This is a genomic window from Microvirga sp. (genome assembly GCF_014699075.1).
Classification (GTDB): Bacteria; Pseudomonadota; Alphaproteobacteria; order Rhizobiales; family Beijerinckiaceae; genus Microvirga.
The window spans coordinates 98,568-114,143 of sequence record NZ_JACXAB010000005.1 but is presented as its reverse complement, the minus strand read 5'-3'; the positions used below and the strand labels follow the sequence as shown (position 1 = coordinate 114,143).

The window sequence follows — 15,576 nt, the reverse complement described above, 5'->3', positions numbered from 1 at the left end:
CAGGTTGAGTGCATCATGCTTGATCTCCGCTCCCAGTTCTCCCGCTTCCTCAGCTCAGAGCCCGACCGCCTGCATTTCGCAGCTCACAGCCATCACCCCTGGCCGGATGTGACGCGCGAAGCGCAACTGCAGGCCTGGGACGACGCCGCCCGCCTCATGGACGACAAGTGGGAGCACATTTTAGGCCCCGTGCTCGACGAGTTCCGCGGCCATGTGGCCGGGCATCTCAACCTGCCGGATCCTTCCACCATCGCGGTGGCGCCGAACACGCACGAATTCCTGAAACGCATTCTGTCCTGTTTTCCTGCCGACCGCCCGATCCGCATTCTCACCTCCGACGGCGAGTTCCACTCCTTCACGCGCCAGATCGCCAGATTGGAAGAGGAGCAGCTCGTGGACGTCACACGCGTGCCGGCCGAGCCTTTCGCGAGTTTCGAGGATCGCTTCCACGCCGCCGCGAAAGCCGGCTACGATCTCGTCTTCGTCAGCCAGGTGTTCTTCAATTCCGGTTTCGCGCTCGATGGACGCCACCTGGCGGAATGCGACCGCAATGGCGCGATGATCGTCATCGACGGCTATCACGGCTTCATGGCGCGGCCGACGGATCTCGGCAGCATCGCGGATCGCGTGTTCTACGTCGCCGGCGGCTATAAATATGCCATGGCCGGTGAAGGTGCATGCTTCATGCATTGCCCACCGGGTTGGGGCCTGCGCCCACGCGATACCGGCTGGTACGCCGCCTTCGGCAATCTCACGAACGCGCAGAGCGGACAGGTGGGCTACAGCGAGGACGGGTGGCGCTTCATGGGCTCGACCTTCGATCCGTCCGGCCTCTACCGCTTCAACGCGGTCATGCGCTGGCTCGCGGACGAGGGCATCACGCCCGGCATCATCCATGCCCATGCCAAGGCGCTGCAGCAGCATTTCCTGCGACACATCTCTGGTTCCGCATTGTTCGCAAACGCTTCGCCGGTGGTGCCGGCGGACGAGACGAGGCGCGGCAATTTCCTCACGTTCCAGACACCGGCGGCTCAAGCCATCCACAACGACCTGAAGGCGCTACGCGTGGTGACCGACGTGCGCGGCCAGCGCCTGCGCCTGGGCTTCGGCATCTATCAGACCGAGGAAGAGGCGGACGATCTCCTCCGCCGCATCGATGAGGCCGGTGCGCTGGAGTCGCTGTCCGTCAATACTTCCTCAGCCGCGTAAGGGTCAGAGCCCCACCATCTTCATGCCCGGCTCCGGGTAACGCGTCCCGGCGGCGGCGCCCGGCGGAATAATGCGGTCGATGCGTGCGAGATCCTCATCCGTGAGCCTCACGTCAAGCGCGCCCACATTCTCCTCCAGATATTTGCGGCGCTTGGTGCCGGGGATCGGCACAATGTCGTCGCCTTGCGCCAGCACCCAGGCGAGCGCGAGCTGCGACGGTGCGCAGCCTTTCTCGCGCGCCATGGCTTCGATCTCGCGCACGAGGTCGAGGTTCTTCTGGAAATTCTCGCCCTGGAAGCGCGGCGAATTGCGGCGGAAATCGTCTTCTGCCAGATCGTCCACACTCTTGATTTGTCCCGTGAGAAAACCGCGCCCCAGCGGAGAGTAAGGCACGAAGCCGATACCGAGTTCGCGCACGGTGGGCAGGATCGCGTCCTCCGGATCGCGGCTCCAGAGCGAGTATTCGGTCTGCAATGCGGCAATCGGATGAACCGCATGAGCACGGCGGATCGTCTGGGGGCCGGCCTCCGAGAGCCCGAGGTAGCGCACCTTGCCCTGACGCACGAGATCCGCCATGGCCCCGACCGTGTCCTCAATCGGCGTCTCGGGATCGACCCGGTGCTGGTAATAGAGATCGATCACGTCGACCTTGAGCCGCTTCAGGCTCGCCTCGCAGGCCTGGCGCACGTAATCGGGCTTGCCATTGATGCCGAGGCGCTCGCCATTGGGGCCGCGCACATTGCCGAACTTGGTGGCGAGCACGACCTTGTCGCGCCGATCCGCAATGGCGCGACCAACCAGCTCCTCGTTGCGGCCGACGCCGTACATGTCGGCCGTGTCGAGAAAGGTCACGCCGAGCTCGATGGCGCGATGGATGGTGACGATGGACTCCGCCTCGTCGCCGTTGCCGTAGAACTCCGACATGCCCATGCAGCCGAGACCGAGGGCGGACACCTGCAATTGGCCAAGCTGACGCTGCTGCATGGGAGATCTCCGAGTTTGACGATGGGGATGCGGCAGCGCGTGGCCGCGGATGGAGCATCAACTGGACTCGCCCTGCCCGGTTTCAAGGGCAATGATCGTCAGACAGCCGCTTCCGCCAGCATCAGGACGAGGCCGAGCGCCACGAGAATGATGCTGGGCCAATGGTGCTTGGGGTGGAACGCGCGCACCCGCCCCTGCGGCTCGAGCGTCGCGTTTGCAGCTGCGGGACCCGTCCTGTGCGCATCGCTCAAGCGCCCCTTCCAGAGCACCTGGCCTGCCGCCAGAACGACCCCGGCAATGATGAGCAGCGCACCGATCCAGACGAGGACCATGCCCGATTGCATGAAACCCTCCCGCTGTAAGCCCCACAGAGCGAAGCATAGCACGGCTTGCACCGGAGGCCCAGGAACAGCGCCAGGTGTCAGCGAACGGCCGAGGCCGAGCGGTTGAAGAGCAATGCGTCTGGATGGTGACGCATCACCTCTTCCGTGCACACTTCGGGTCCTAGGGAGGAGCGAAGCTTCGGATAGGATTTCGCCAACTCCTCGAGCGTTACATTCTCCGCAATGCGGGGATGAGCGACGCAAACGGCGCCGTCCCTGCCCCACGCGGCCTCGAACGGCAGAGGATCGACGCTATCTGGCTTCTGCATGCCGAAGCGGTCGTAGACATCGACAAGCGTGCCGTCGCGCGTAGAAGGATGGTTATCGCCGCCGTAATCGGCACGCATCATGTGAACGCAGGCGGCATGCAGATCCTGCATCGGCACGTCTGCTCGGCTATCCCACGGGCGATAGCCCATGAGGATGCACTTTCCCTCGGCGCCGCTGGTGCAGGTGAAGTCGACGCCTGTCTCCGTCTGAAGCGGCAAGCCGAGTTGCCGTCCGCGCGCATCGGGCAGGCATGCGTTATGATGGGTCCGTCGAACGAGGTCCTCGACCAGAAGCCGGTAGAGCACGACCGGGCCGCCGGGCACTCCGTCCTGCATCTCGACGGTGTCGATCAGGACATGAATTGTCTGCTCGCCTCTCCGCATGACGATGCGGGCTCCGGCTAGGGCCTCCCGCTCGAGCACCCGTCCCTCATTAAGATGAAGTCTGAACTCACCCTGGTCCGCCTCAAGGCGGCCACTCAGGGCTTTACCTGCACTGGTCGAGGCCAGGAGCAGAACGGCGCTGACGGCGATCCGCAAAGGCGTATCCATGGCACATCACTCTCCGGCTGATGCCAGGAGAACCCTCGCAGGGAAGCAACGAGGGTTCTCTGGCTCGGGCTTAGTCGAGCGTGACGCGAGCACCATCCTTCAGGATGACGCTCGTGGCTTGCACGCCCTGGCCGGCGACGGCGCCCTCACGGGCAGCACCATTGAGATTGCGGCCGTTCAGCAGGATGCCGTTCAGGTTACGGCCGTTCTCGGACACGCCGTTCAGGTTGCGGCCGTTGAACGACAGGCCAGGCTTCCGGGCATTGGCCTCCGAGGCCACGAGGAGACCCGCCGTCAGCGCAGCCGTGACGATAGTAAGAGACTTAATCATTGTGTTACCTACAGCCCCCTATGATTGAACATGTCCTTGCCGGCTCTTGTTTTGAAACTTTATATCGATAGGTGGCGCACCAAACTCAATGAACCTTGGGTTGAAAACTTTCCTCATGGAGAGGCGCTGTGTCCTAGCGCACATGCCACAGGCGAGGCCCCAGGGCCTTACCCGCTATCGCGGCCGTGCTATGCTTGAGGGATGCCCTTGCCATCAGTCACAATCCGCCGCCTCAAGCCAGGGGACGTTCGGGTTCTTCGCCGGCTGAACGTCCTGTTCGGACAGGCCTTCGCGGATCTTGAGACCTATACGGGCAATCAGCCCGAGGACGCCTACCTGAAGGGGTTGCTTGCGAAAGAGCACGTTTTCGCCGTGGTGGCGCTGGCCGGCGAAGAGGTTCTGGGTGGGCTTGTGGCCTATGAGCTCGACAAGTTCGAGCAGGCGCGGCGCGAAGTGTACATCTATGACCTCGCCGTGGATGCGGAGCATCGGCGGCAGGGCATCGCGACGGCTCTCATCGAGCATCTGCGCGGGATCGCTGCGGAGCGTGGCGCCTGGGTGATCTATGTGCAGGCGGATTACGGCGACGACCCGGCCATCGCGCTCTACGAGAAACTCGGGACTCGTGAGGACGTGCTGCACTTCGACATCGCGCCGGCAGCACCACCAACGCGCTGATCCGGAGGCAGCCGGCGGAAGCGTCAGGCCGCCTGCCCGGCGCACCAGCCCGAGGACCAGGCCCACTGGAAATTGTAGCCGCCGAGCCAGCCGGTGACGTCCACCACCTCGCCGATGAAGTAGAGCCCCGGCACCGCCTTGGCTTCCATGGTGCGGGAATCGAGCTCGCGGGTGTCGACACCGCCCAGCGTCACCTCGGCGGTGCGGTAGCCTTCCGATCCTGCTGGCTTGAAGCGCCAGCGGTTCACCGCCTCCTCGACGGCACGCAGCCGCTTGTCGGAGTAATCCGCGAGATTGGCAGGCCCCTTCTCGGTCTCGGCGATGAGCTGCGCCAGACGCTTGGGCAGGAACGCCGATAGGGCGGTCTGCAGAGCTTGGCGGCCGTTCTGCGCACGCGCCGCGCGCAGTTCCTCGAACAGGTTCACGCCCGGCAGCATGGACAGGGTGATCTCGTCGCCCTCGCGCCAATAGGAGGAGATCTGCAGGATGGAGGGGCCGCTCAACCCGCGATGGGTGAAGAGCAGCGCCTCGGGAAATTGCGTCTTGCCGCAGGCCGCTACCGCATCGACGGCAACGCCCGCGAGAGGCGTGAGCCGCTCAAGCATCGTGGGCTCCAGGGTCAGCGGCACAAGGGCAGGACGCGTCTCGACAAGCTTCAAGCCGAACTGCTGCGCGAGATCGTAGCCGAAGCCGGTGGCGCCCATCTTCGGGATGGACTTGCCGCCGCTGGCCACCACGAGGGAACGGCACTGCACCGCGCCCTGCGAGAGCCCGAGCGCAAAACCCTCGGGTGTTTTCTCGACGGACTGCACGGAGGTCGAGAGGCGAAGCTCCACATCGGCCTGCCGCATCTCGTTCAGCAGCAGATCGACGATCTGCTTCGACGAGCCGTCGCAGAAGAGCTGGCCTAAAGTCTTCTCATGATAGGCGATGCCGTAGCGCTCCACGAGGGCGATGAAGTCGCGCTGCGTATAGCGGCGCAGGGCCGAGATGGCGAAGCTCGGGTTCTGCGAGATGAAGTTGGCAGGCCCCGCGTTGAGATTGGTGAAGTTGCAGCGCCCGCCGCCGGAGATGCGGATCTTCTCGCCGGGCTTGGCCGCGTGGTCGACGACCAGCACCGAGCGTCCGCGCTTGCCGGCCTCGGCCGCGCACATCATCCCGGCGGCACCTGCGCCGATCACCACAACGTCGAACTGATCCAAGTGAAGTTGTCCTGAGAGCCTACACGGCTGCAACGAAAAGGCTCAGCCGATTGCCTCCGGCTTCGCGATGAGCCGTAGGTATTCAGGTTGAGAGGATGATGCAAGCGGCTCAAGATTGCGCCAGCGCGGGAAGCATGCCAACGCTCCCGCGTTAAACTCTAACGCCGCTTTCTCCCTCACGGTCATCCCGCCCCATGCCGCACCCTGCCGAATACGGCGCCTTGTTCGCCGCAGCCTTTCTCTCGGCCACGATTTTCCCGTTCCAGTCGGAGGCCGTGCTGTTCGCTATGCTCGTGGCCGAGCACTACACCTGGTGGGTGCTCATTCTCGTGGCGAGCGTGGGCAATATTCTCGGCTCGATCGTGAACTGGTTTTTGGGCCGCTTCTTCGCCCGTTTCGAGGATCGCCCCTGGTTTCCCGTGAAGCGCAGCCAGATGGCCAAGGCAGAAGCCTGGTATCACAAGTACGGCCGGTGGACCCTGCTGCTGAGCTGGGTACCGATCATCGGTGATCCGCTCACCATCGTGGCAGGTCTGCTGCGGGAACCCCTGCGGATCTTCATCCCGCTCGTGGCGCTCGCCAAGACCGGCCGGTATCTCGCCGTCGGGGCCTTGAGCCTGGGGTGGATCTAAGGCCCCTGCAGGCTCGACCAGATCTCTTCCAGGTGGCCGGGGTCGATGACGTCACCGGATGCCGTGCGGATGACTGCGTGCATGCCGGCGGGCGCCTCATTGGTCATGGCCCAATGGACAGCCTCGCGCAGGGAAGGGAATTCCACGATGTCGCTCGGGGCGCTCTGACCGCCATGCGAGTCCAAGGGCTCAAATTGCAGATGGGCCGGAGCATCCAAATCGGTTTGCATCACCATGTCGCCGTCCTGCTCTTGTCCGAAGGGTTCAGGCGGGACAACGTTTGCAGAGGCTGGGCCGTTTCAGCTTGGCCGGAAGCAGACAGCCTTATGCCGCCTTGTGCTCTTCCCGGGCCTCTTCCCAGACCTCCCAGGCCGCATCGGCATTGATCGCCGCGATGCCGAGACCGACGATCAGGTCCGGCCAGGCCGAGAGCGTGGCTGCCGTCACCAGCCCCGCCCCTATGATAGCCACGTTGGCAAAGGCATCGTTGCGGGCGGACAGGAACGCCGCCTTGGTGAGGCTGCCGCCCTGATGGCGAAAGCGCGCGAGCAGGAGCGCGCAGGCGAGGTTGACCGCGAGCGCCCCTGCCCCGGCGATCGACAGCGTCCAGGGCTCGGGCGGAACCGGAGCCCAGAACTTCTCCCAGGCCATCCAAAGAGTGGCGAGCCCCGGCACGAGGATGATGCCGGCGAGCCCCATTCCCACACGTGCCCGCATCCTTAAGCTGAGCCCTAAGGCCAAGAGGATGAGGAGGTTTATCGAGGCATCCTCCAGGAAATCGATGCTGTCGGCAAAGAGCGATACCGACCCGATGGCGAGCGCCACCGCGAACTCGATGCCGAAATAGCCGAGGTTGAGGGCCGCCACGGTGGCAACCACCAGACGCAGGGGTTGGCTGGACTGGTCGACCTTCATAGAGGCTTCGCTCCTGGGGGATACGGATCGGACGCCTTAGGCATAGGGGGATGTGCTTTGCAAGATACGCCACCGTCATGGCCGGACTTGTTCCGGCCATCCACGTCTTGAGAACGACGGCGCGGCAAAGACTTGGATACCCGGGACAAGTCCGGGGGTGACGGCGTGAGCGCTATCAAGAACAGGAACAGCCCTCTCAGCAACTCCATTGCGGCAAAGCAGGCGTGACCACAAGGAATGGCAAATTTTCTTGCAAATTTCGCAATTTCAGATGAACAAGGCTCTAAAGAACAGCGCATCGTGCGGAAAAGTGGACCCGGTTTTCTGCGCTCAACGATGCGCCGCTTAGGGGATTGAGCATCGGATCGATCCCAAAAGTGCAAGTCCACTTTTGGGTCCGATGCTCAGGGGAAACCATGCCAGCCTATCGTTCTCGCACCACTACCCACGGCCGCAACATGGCGGGCGCTCGCGGCCTCTGGCGGGCCACGGGCATGAAGGATTCCGATTTCGGCAAGCCGATCATCGCCGTGGTGAACTCCTTCACCCAGTTCGTGCCGGGCCACGTCCACCTGAAGGACTTAGGGCAACTTGTGGCGCGGGAGATCGAGAAGGCGGGCGGCGTCGCCAAGGAGTTCAACACCATCGCGGTGGATGACGGCATCGCCATGGGCCATGACGGCATGCTCTATTCCCTGCCCTCGCGGGAGCTGATTGCGGACTCGGTCGAGTACATGGTCAACGCCCATTGCGCCGACGCGATGGTGTGCATCTCCAACTGCGACAAGATCACCCCCGGCATGCTGATGGCCGCCATGCGCCTCAACATCCCGGTGGTCTTCGTGTCGGGCGGTCCGATGGAAGCGGGCAAGGTCGTGCTGAACGGCGTGACCAAGAAGCTCGACCTCGTGGACGCCATGGTGGCGGCCGCCGACGACAAGATCGCCGACGAGGACATCAAGGCGATCGAGCGCGCTGCCTGCCCCACCTGCGGCTCGTGCTCGGGCATGTTCACGGCCAATTCCATGAACTGCCTCACGGAGGCACTCGGCCTGTCGCTGCCCGGCAACGGCTCGACACTCGCCACCCACGCCGACCGCAAGCGCCTGTTCGTGGAAGCCGGTCACCTGATCGTCGATCTCGCCCGTCGCTATTACGAGCAGGACGATGCAAGCGTTCTCCCGCGCACCATCGCGTCGTTCGCCGCGTTTGAGAACGCCATGACCCTCGACATCGCAATGGGTGGATCGAGCAATACGGTGCTGCACCTGCTCGCCGCCGCCCACGAGGCGGAAGTCGACTTCACCATGGACGACATCGACCGCCTGTCGCGCCGGGTGCCCGTTCTGTGCAAGGTCGCGCCAGCCATCGCCAACGTGCACATGGAAGACGTGCATCGCGCCGGCGGCATCATGGGCATCCTCGGCGAACTCGACCGCGCCAGCCTGCTCGACACCTCGGTGCCGACCGTTCACGCCGAGAGCATGAAGGCAGCCCTCGACCGCTGGGACGTGCGGCGCACGAACTCCCACGTGGTGCACGAGTTCTTCAGCGCAGCCCCCGGCGGCGTGCCGACGCAGACCGCCTTCAGCCAGGCGAGCCGCTACGACAGCGTGGATACCGACCGCGCCGGTGGCGTCATTCGCGACGCGGAGCATGCCTTCTCCAAGGACGGCGGCCTCGCCGTCCTCTCCGGCAACCTGGCGCTCGACGGCTGCATCGTGAAGACCGCCGGCGTCGACGAAAGCATCCTGGTGTTCTCCGGCCCTGCGGTCGTGTTCGAGAGCCAAGACGATGCGGTGAGCGGCATCCTCAACGGCAGGGTGAAGGCCGGCGACGTGGTGGTCATCCGCTACGAGGGACCGCGCGGCGGCCCCGGCATGCAGGAGATGCTCTATCCCACGAGCTACCTGAAATCGAAGGGCCTCGGCAAAGCCTGCGCGCTCATCACCGATGGGCGCTTCTCGGGCGGCACCTCGGGCCTCTCCATCGGCCACGCCTCCCCTGAAGCGGCCGAAGGCGGCACCATCGGCCTCGTGCAGGACGGCGACCGGATCGAGATCGACATCCCGAACCGCAGCATCCGCTTGGCCGTGGACGACGCGGAGTTGGAGCGTCGCCGCGCCGATCAGCAGGCCAAGGGCTGGCAGCCGGCTCAGCCGCGCAAGCGCAAGGTGTCGGCGGCCCTCAAGGCTTATGCCATGCTCGCCACGAGTGCCGCCAAGGGCGCCGTGCGGCAGATCTGAGACGCGGGGAGCCCGGCTTCGCCTGGGCTCCTCTCCAGGTCAATGTGCGAAAACGCAGATAGCGTTCTCCATTGATATATTTTCCTTAACCTAGACCATTTTCATCTCTGAACATCCCGACAGGCTGCGGTGGCCTCGCCCGCCGCAGCCAAAGGTCTCAGGGCAGCGATCCTGCCTTGACGAAACAGTATCGCCTGGAGTCCAGTGACCCGATCAGCCGCAGGATTCCAGATGACCCGCCTTCTATGGATCGCCAGCCTCTCTTTGCTCATGGGGCCGGCCCTCGCCCAGACCACGCCGGAGGACAAGCCCCTCAGGCTCACCGTCCGCCCGTCCGGAACCGAGGCGGAGGGCAACGAGGCTTTAGAGCGGCAGCAAAAACTCCTCAGGCGCCTGGAGCGGAGCAACCATATGGTGCGCTCCATCTGCATCAACTGCGGCGACGAGTGGAAGCACCAGATCTACGCCCCGTTCGACCCTTATGCCGCCTTGGGCCGCGCCGCCCAGCCGTCGGGCGACGGTAACTAATCTCACAAGCTGACCTTTGGCCGCGCCCGGATTGTGTTGAGAAGGTTTTCCCGACCCTCTATATCCGAAGGGGCGAGGACGACCTCGCCTTCGTGACAACTGGTAGGGACGGCCCTGCCTATGACGGAGGTCCTGTCATGGCATGGACTTGGCTTACGCTTGCCGGCTTGTTCGAAATCGGCTGGGCTATCGGCCTGAAATACACCGACGGCTTTACCCGGCTGGTTCCTTCGGTTTTGACCGCCCTCAGCATGATGGTCAGCGTCCTGCTTCTCGGCTTGGCGCTCAAGACCCTGCCGGTCGGCACGGGCTATGCGGTCTGGACCGGGATCGGCACCGTTGGAACCGCCCTGCTCGGCATTCACCTTTTCGGCGAGCCGGCAACCGTGATGCGCCTGGTCTGCATCGGCCTCATCGTCTCCGGGATCCTGGGCTTGAAGTTAGCTTCGGGCTAGCTTGGACCTGTATGGTGAGTGCGTCATGACCACATTCGTTCAGGAAAGGCCGAGATCATCGGCGCGAGGCCTCCGGGTTTTCGTGCTGGTCGTCTGTCTCGTGATCCTGGGCCTCGAGGGCTGGCGCTACTGGCATGACCGGGGACATGAGTTCGATCGGATCCGGGCCGAAACCCTCAACCTTGCCAAGTCCTTGACCCAGCATGCCCAGGACACGTTTGAACTCGCGGACGCGCTCCTGGTGGATGTGGTGGACAGGGTCGAGACCGGCGGCATCCTGCCGGATGCCATCGCGCGTCTGGACGTCTTTCTGGTCGAACGGGTTCAGCCGCTCCAGCGAATCAAGGCGCTGACCATCTTTGACCAGGATGGCACTCTTCTGAGCAGTTCGCTGCCTGGACATCGCGGCCGCGTGAATATCGGCGGCCTCGCGTTATTTCAGCATCACAAATCAGCAACCAGCAGCGAGTGGTTCGTCGGGCCTTTGATTCGCGATCCCCTCGGCGGCGATTGGGTCCTGACCATCTCACGGCGCATCAACAAGCCCGATGGGAGCTTCGGCGGCGTCGTCCAGGCGAGCATCCCGCCGCGCTATTTCGGAAACTTCTTCGGCCGCTTCGATGTCGGATCGCAGGGCTCGATCACCCTCCTTCACCAGAACGGCACGATCCTGTCGCGCTATCCCTACATCGAGCGTGCGGTCGGATCGAATGTCCTGAACGATCCCCAGTTCAGGAATGCGAGAGGTTCGGGCAATTACGAGTATGCGTCTCCCATCGACGGGCAGATGCGCATCGGCGGCTATCAACGCAACCACATCTTTCCCGTTGGGGTGGTTGCCGCCGTTGGACGGGACGAGGCCCTCGCGCGTTGGAACGAGGAATTTGTGTTCCGCAGCAGCATCATCGGCCTGCTCATCCTCACGATCGGCTCGCTCGGCTGGATCCTCGCCGGTGCCCTTCGGCGACGGGAGCATGCGGAGGCGGAGCTTGCCATTCTGGCCACCACCGACGGCCTCACGGGCCTGGCCAATCGCCGAACGTTCGACAGGCGGCTGGAAGCGGAATGGCTGCGCGCCGCGCGCCAGAAGACCCCCATGTCTCTGCTGTTGATCGACGTGGATCAGTTCAAGGCCTACAACGACGTCTATGGGCATCAGGCCGGGGACGAATGCCTGCGGATCATCGCCAAAACCATTTCCGAAGCAGCCCGCCGGCCCGGCGATCTGGCGGCGCGCTACGGCGGCGAGGAACTCGCCATTCTCCTGCCTGGAGCAGACGAAGCTGACGCGGCGACGATTGCGGAGAACTTGCGCGCGAAAGTCGAATCCCTTCGCGTGCGCCACGAGGCCAATCCTCCAAGCTGCATCCTCACGATCAGCATCGGCAGCGCCACCCGGATCCCGAGCTTGGATCGCTCCCGCATCAGTCCGGACGACCTGGTCACGCTGGCGGATTCAGCCCTCTATCGCGCCAAGCAGAACGGGCGCAACCGCGTCGCCAGCGAGAAAGCAGCCTGATCAGGCCTCCTCGATCAGAACACATTCTCGCTGAAGGCAGGCTTCACCGAACCGCTCCAAGCGCCGTGATAGCGTTCCAGCAGTCGCTCAGCCTGCGTGCGGCCTGAAGCAACGATCTCCTCCGCATAGGCGAGATGACGGGTTTCATCATGTCCCATTTGATCGCGACAGGCGCGGCGCTGGAGACCTGCTCGTGAGAGGGCCAGGGCGTCCCGGGCGACATCCTGGGAGGAGCGGCCGGCGATGCTGGCCTTGAGGGCCAGCTTCGGCACCTCGGCGCGCAATTGCTCGCGCTGCTCCGCACTCCACGCCTTCACCAGTTCCCAGGCGCCATCAAGGGCCTCCTCGTCGTAGAGGATGCCGGTCCAGAAGGCCGAAAGCGCCACGATGTGCTCGAGGTTGCCCACATCCGCGCCGCGCATCTCCAGATAGCGCTTGAGGCGCACTTCCGGGAACAGGGTCGAGACGTGGTTCGCCCAATCCGAGTGCGTGGCGCGCTCGCCCGGCAGCTGCGCGAGCTTGCCGGCGAACAGATCGCGGAAGGAGGCTCCCGCCACATCGTGATAGGTCGAGCCGCGCTTGACGAAATACATCGGCACGTCGAGCGCCCAGTCCACATAACGCTCGTAGCCGAAGCCCTCGTCGAAGGCGAAGGCCATCATGCCCGTGCGGTTCCTGTCTGTGTCGAGCCAGATGTTGGAGCGCATGGACAGGTAGCCGTTGGGCTTGCCGTCCGTGAAAGGCGAGTTGGCGAAGATTGCGGTCGCAATCGGCTGCAGCGCCAGGGATACGCGCAGCTTCTTCACCATGTCGGCCTCGGAGGCGTAATCCATGTTCACCTGCACGGTGGACGTGCGGTACATCATGTCGAGACCAAGCGAGCCCACCTTCGGCATGTAGTTCGTCATGATGCGATAGCGGGCCTTGGGCATCACGGGCGTCTCGGCCCGTGTCCAGAGCGGGCTCATGCCCAGCGTGAGAAAGCCGATGCCGAGCTTGTCGCCCACGGCCTTCGCGTCGGCGAGATGCTGCGCCGTCTCACGAGCCGTCTCATGGAGGTTGGCAAGCGGGGCACCTGACAGCTCGAACTGCCCGCCGGGCTCCAGCGAGATCGCACCGCCATCCCGGTCGTCGGCAAGGCCGATGGGATGGCCGCCCTCCATAATCGGAGCCCAGCCGGTGCGCTCCTGCATGCCTTCCAGCAGCGCACGAATGCCCCGGTCGCCGTCATAGGGAACCGGCGACAGGTCAGCTCTGTAGAAAGGAACCTTCTCGTGCTCGGTGCCGAGCCGCCACAACTCACGCGGCTTCTCGCCGGAGGCAATCCACTCCACGAGTTCCGACCGCGCACCAATGGGGGTCGTATCGGATACGTCCCGCGCCATGCATCACCTCATCAATAAGCGCGTTCAAGGCGCGCCGACTTAAGCGTCGGAACTCCATAAGGGGCTTAACGCCAAGGTGCAATGCGGGACCCATGCACAAAACGATGAGGGCTGGGGCATCGGCCCCAAAAGTGGACTTGCACTTTTGGGAGCGGTCCGATGCTCAATCCATAGCTGGCGCATCGCGGAACCAGGCCGCACGATGCCCCTCATCAATGCCGGAACGCCGGCTCCCCCGTCGTTTCAGCGCTGAGCCAGTCGACCACACCGGCGAGCGCATCCCGATTCGACAGGCCACGGCCGACCGCTTCGGTGTATAGCGTCAGCTGATGGTCGGCACTGGTGCCGCGGGCGACGATCCAGCGGGCGAGATCGAGTTCCCGCTGGCAGCCGAGCTCCTTGGCATCCTCGGCTACCAGATCCAGGGTCTCGTCGAGGAGTTCGCGCACCGGTTTAGCCATGCGGGTCTTCTCGTCGACGAAGCTCCCGTGGATGCCGTAGCGCTGGGCGCGCCAGCCGTTCTCGTCGTTGATGGCGCGCGACGCGCCGGTCTGGCCGGCATTGAGATTCTTGTCGAGGCTCAGGCGGCGCACGAGACAGCGATAGAGGGCCGCAATCGCGATGGTGTCGTCGACCCTCGTGCAGCTGTCGGCCACGCGCAGCTCCAGGGTCGGATGCTTGAGCGACGGCCGGATCACCCACCAGACATAGCTGGAATTCTCGATGGCCCGGGCGGCCACCAGCGTGTCGATGTAGCGCTTGTAGTCCTGCTCGTCCTCGAACAGGTCCGGGAATCCGGTGCGCGGCAGTTCACGGTAGGCCGCCAGCCGGTAGCCGAGGAGGCCCGTCCGCTGCGCCTGCCAGAAGGGCGAGGAGGTGGAGAGCGCGAGCAGCAACGGCAGGTAGGGCTGAATCCGATTCATGATGTCCACGCGCATGCCGAGATCCGGCACCTCCACATGGACGTGCATGCCGCACAGCACGTTGCGGCTCCCGAGCATCTGCAGGTCGTGCATGACCTTGCCATAGCGCGGCTGAGCGGTTGGGCGCACGCGCGACCACACGGCGAGCGGATGGGTGCCGGAGGCCATGATGGACAGGTTGAAGCTACGGGCGACGGCCCCGACCGAAGACCTCAGGCCAGCCAGCTGGGCACGGGCATCGGCCAGCTCCAGGGAGGGCTTGGTGGCGATCTCGATCTGCGGCTCCAGCATCTCGGGCTGGATATCACCTGAAACCCGATCCCGGCAGGCGGCGAAGAACTCCTTGATCCTGCCTTTGGCGATATCCCGTCTGGGCGCATCGTTGACGAAGTACTCTTCCTCGATGCCGAACTTGAAATCCCAGCTCATTTCCTCGTGTCCTTCATTATTCTTTAGAAATGACCCTTGCACAGGCGGATCGGCCTACGCCGACAGGCCCAAACTCCGGCTCAATTGGGCCAGAATGGGGCGGATCGGCGTGAAACTGCTAAGCTTTTGAAGCTAGAGGCGGATCGGCTTGAGCCGTCGTCGGACGACGAGATCAGTGCCAATCGCCGAGCACGGACTGAACGATTGCCAGTGCGGCCACAGCGGCTGTGTCGGCACGCAGGATTCGGGGTCCCAACGATACGCAAACACATCTTTCGTGGGCAGCGACAAGCGCTCTCTCCTGATCGGTGAACCCTCCTTCGGGTCCCACAATAACAACCAGACCAGCTTGATTGTTCCCAAGCTTGGCCAGGGCCTCAACTGGGTTCGAAACAGGCGCGTCCTCATCGCAGAAGATCACCAGGCGCTCCGTCTCCAAGTCCTTGAGAAAGCGCTCTAAAGCCCGTTCCTCGCGCACCTCCGGGATCGACAGGATCCCGCATTGCTCGGCGGCCTCGACGGCGTTGCTGCGCATCCGGTCCAGGTTGACCCGCGAGCTCTGGGTCCGTTGCGTCAGGACGGGCTGGAGAATGCCCGCCCCCATCTCCACGGCCTTCTGAACCATGTAGTCGAGACGGGCGTGCTTGAGGGGCGCGAAGGCATAGATGATGTCGGGTGCAGCGCTCTGCTCGCGAACCCGCTCCACACAGACGAGATCGGCGGCCTTGCGGCCTTCCACCGCGACCTCGGCGCGCCATTCCCCGTCCCGGCCGTTGAAGATCAGGACCGGGTCCTCGCTCTTCAGGCGCAGGACATTCAGCAGGTAATTGGCCTGCCCCCGGTCGAGCCCGATCCTGGCGCCGGCCTGGAGGGGTGCGTCGACGAAGAGACGGGGAGCGTTGAAATCGTATTCAGCCATGATGACCTTGCGCTGAG

The 15,576-nt window shown here is 64.0% G+C and carries 17 protein-coding genes; 7 read left to right on the top strand and 10 right to left on the bottom strand.

What is annotated here, in order from left to right; genetic code table 11:
* Positions 1-15 precede the first annotated feature (15 nt).
* Positions 16-1,209, top strand: a complete 1,194-nt coding sequence (locus IC232_RS10180; protein ID WP_190844815.1) for an aminotransferase class V-fold PLP-dependent enzyme — start codon at positions 16-18, stop codon at positions 1,207-1,209.
* Between the two features lie 3 nt (positions 1,210-1,212).
* Here IC232_RS10180 and IC232_RS10175 read toward each other — a convergent pair whose 3' ends face one another.
* From IC232_RS10175 to IC232_RS10160, 4 genes are all read right to left on the bottom strand, one after another.
* Complete coding sequence (locus IC232_RS10175; RefSeq protein WP_190844814.1) at positions 1,213-2,193, bottom strand: aldo/keto reductase; 981 nt, start codon at positions 2,191-2,193, stop codon at positions 1,213-1,215.
* A gap of 98 nt (positions 2,194-2,291) precedes the next feature.
* Positions 2,292-2,537, bottom strand: coding sequence for a hypothetical protein (locus IC232_RS10170; RefSeq protein ID WP_190844813.1), 246 nt, complete (start codon positions 2,535-2,537; stop codon positions 2,292-2,294).
* Positions 2,538-2,614: 77 nt separating this feature from the next.
* Positions 2,615-3,397, bottom strand: a complete 783-nt coding sequence (locus IC232_RS10165; RefSeq protein WP_190844812.1) for an ADYC domain-containing protein — start codon at positions 3,395-3,397, stop codon at positions 2,615-2,617.
* A gap of 70 nt (positions 3,398-3,467) precedes the next feature.
* On the bottom strand, positions 3,468-3,728 hold the full coding sequence (locus IC232_RS10160) for a hypothetical protein (RefSeq protein WP_190844811.1): 261 nt from the start codon (positions 3,726-3,728) through the stop codon (positions 3,468-3,470).
* A 201-nt stretch (positions 3,729-3,929) separates the two neighbouring features.
* On the opposite strand from IC232_RS10160, the gene IC232_RS10155 reads away from it, so the two are divergent.
* Positions 3,930-4,406, top strand: a complete 477-nt coding sequence (locus tag IC232_RS10155) for an AAC(3)-I family aminoglycoside N-acetyltransferase (protein WP_190844810.1) — start codon at positions 3,930-3,932, stop codon at positions 4,404-4,406.
* A gap of 23 nt (positions 4,407-4,429) precedes the next feature.
* Here IC232_RS10155 and IC232_RS10150 read toward each other — a convergent pair whose 3' ends face one another.
* Entirely contained in the window at positions 4,430-5,608 is a 1,179-nt protein-coding gene (locus IC232_RS10150) for an NAD(P)/FAD-dependent oxidoreductase (protein WP_190844809.1), read from the bottom strand.
* A 194-nt stretch (positions 5,609-5,802) separates the two neighbouring features.
* Between IC232_RS10150 and IC232_RS10145 the strand changes: the two genes are divergently transcribed.
* Entirely contained in the window at positions 5,803-6,240 is a 438-nt protein-coding gene (locus IC232_RS10145; RefSeq protein WP_190844808.1) for a YqaA family protein, read from the top strand.
* On the opposite strand, the gene IC232_RS10140 is transcribed toward IC232_RS10145, so the two are convergent.
* Positions 6,237-6,476 carry a hypothetical protein gene (locus tag IC232_RS10140; protein WP_190844807.1) on the bottom strand — a complete coding sequence of 80 codons (240 nt, stop codon included), beginning with the start codon at positions 6,474-6,476 and terminating at the stop codon, positions 6,237-6,239. The genes IC232_RS10145 and IC232_RS10140 overlap by 4 nt on opposite strands.
* Positions 6,477-6,564: 88 nt before the next feature.
* Positions 6,565-7,155: a cation transporter gene (locus IC232_RS10135; RefSeq protein WP_190844806.1), complete on the bottom strand. Its 591-nt coding sequence runs from the start codon at positions 7,153-7,155 to the stop codon at positions 6,565-6,567.
* Positions 7,156-7,571: 416 nt separating this feature from the next.
* Here IC232_RS10135 and ilvD point away from each other — a divergent pair, with 416 nt between their 5' ends.
* From ilvD to IC232_RS10115, 4 genes are all read left to right on the top strand, one after another.
* Positions 7,572-9,401: a dihydroxy-acid dehydratase gene (ilvD, locus tag IC232_RS10130; protein ID WP_190844805.1), complete on the top strand. Its 1,830-nt coding sequence runs from the start codon at positions 7,572-7,574 to the stop codon at positions 9,399-9,401.
* A gap of 231 nt (positions 9,402-9,632) precedes the next feature.
* Entirely contained in the window at positions 9,633-9,929 is a 297-nt protein-coding gene (locus IC232_RS10125) for a hypothetical protein (RefSeq protein WP_190844804.1), read from the top strand.
* Between the two features lie 137 nt (positions 9,930-10,066).
* A complete protein-coding gene (gene sugE / locus IC232_RS10120; RefSeq protein ID WP_190844803.1) occupies positions 10,067-10,384 on the top strand; it encodes a quaternary ammonium compound efflux SMR transporter SugE in 318 nt (105 codons plus the stop codon).
* A gap of 25 nt (positions 10,385-10,409) precedes the next feature.
* Positions 10,410-11,903 (top strand): sensor domain-containing diguanylate cyclase, encoded by a 1,494-nt coding sequence (locus tag IC232_RS10115; protein ID WP_190844802.1) that lies wholly within the window; start codon positions 10,410-10,412, stop codon positions 11,901-11,903.
* Positions 11,904-11,917: 14 nt separating this feature from the next.
* On the opposite strand, the gene IC232_RS10110 is transcribed toward IC232_RS10115, so the two are convergent.
* The 3 genes from IC232_RS10110 to IC232_RS10100 all read right to left on the bottom strand — a co-directional run bounded on the left by IC232_RS10110 (position 11,918) and on the right by IC232_RS10100 (position 15,559).
* Positions 11,918-13,288: a glutamate--cysteine ligase gene (locus tag IC232_RS10110; RefSeq protein WP_190844801.1), complete on the bottom strand. Its 1,371-nt coding sequence runs from the start codon at positions 13,286-13,288 to the stop codon at positions 11,918-11,920.
* 212 nt (positions 13,289-13,500) lie between these two features.
* The gene (locus IC232_RS10105; RefSeq protein WP_190844800.1) at positions 13,501-14,640 is read right to left on the bottom strand and encodes a carboxylate-amine ligase; all 1,140 of its coding nucleotides are present in this window, start codon (positions 14,638-14,640) and stop codon (positions 13,501-13,503) included.
* A gap of 172 nt (positions 14,641-14,812) precedes the next feature.
* Entirely contained in the window at positions 14,813-15,559 is a 747-nt protein-coding gene (locus IC232_RS10100; protein WP_190844799.1) for a 16S rRNA (uracil(1498)-N(3))-methyltransferase, read from the bottom strand.
* Positions 15,560-15,576 lie beyond the last annotated feature (17 nt).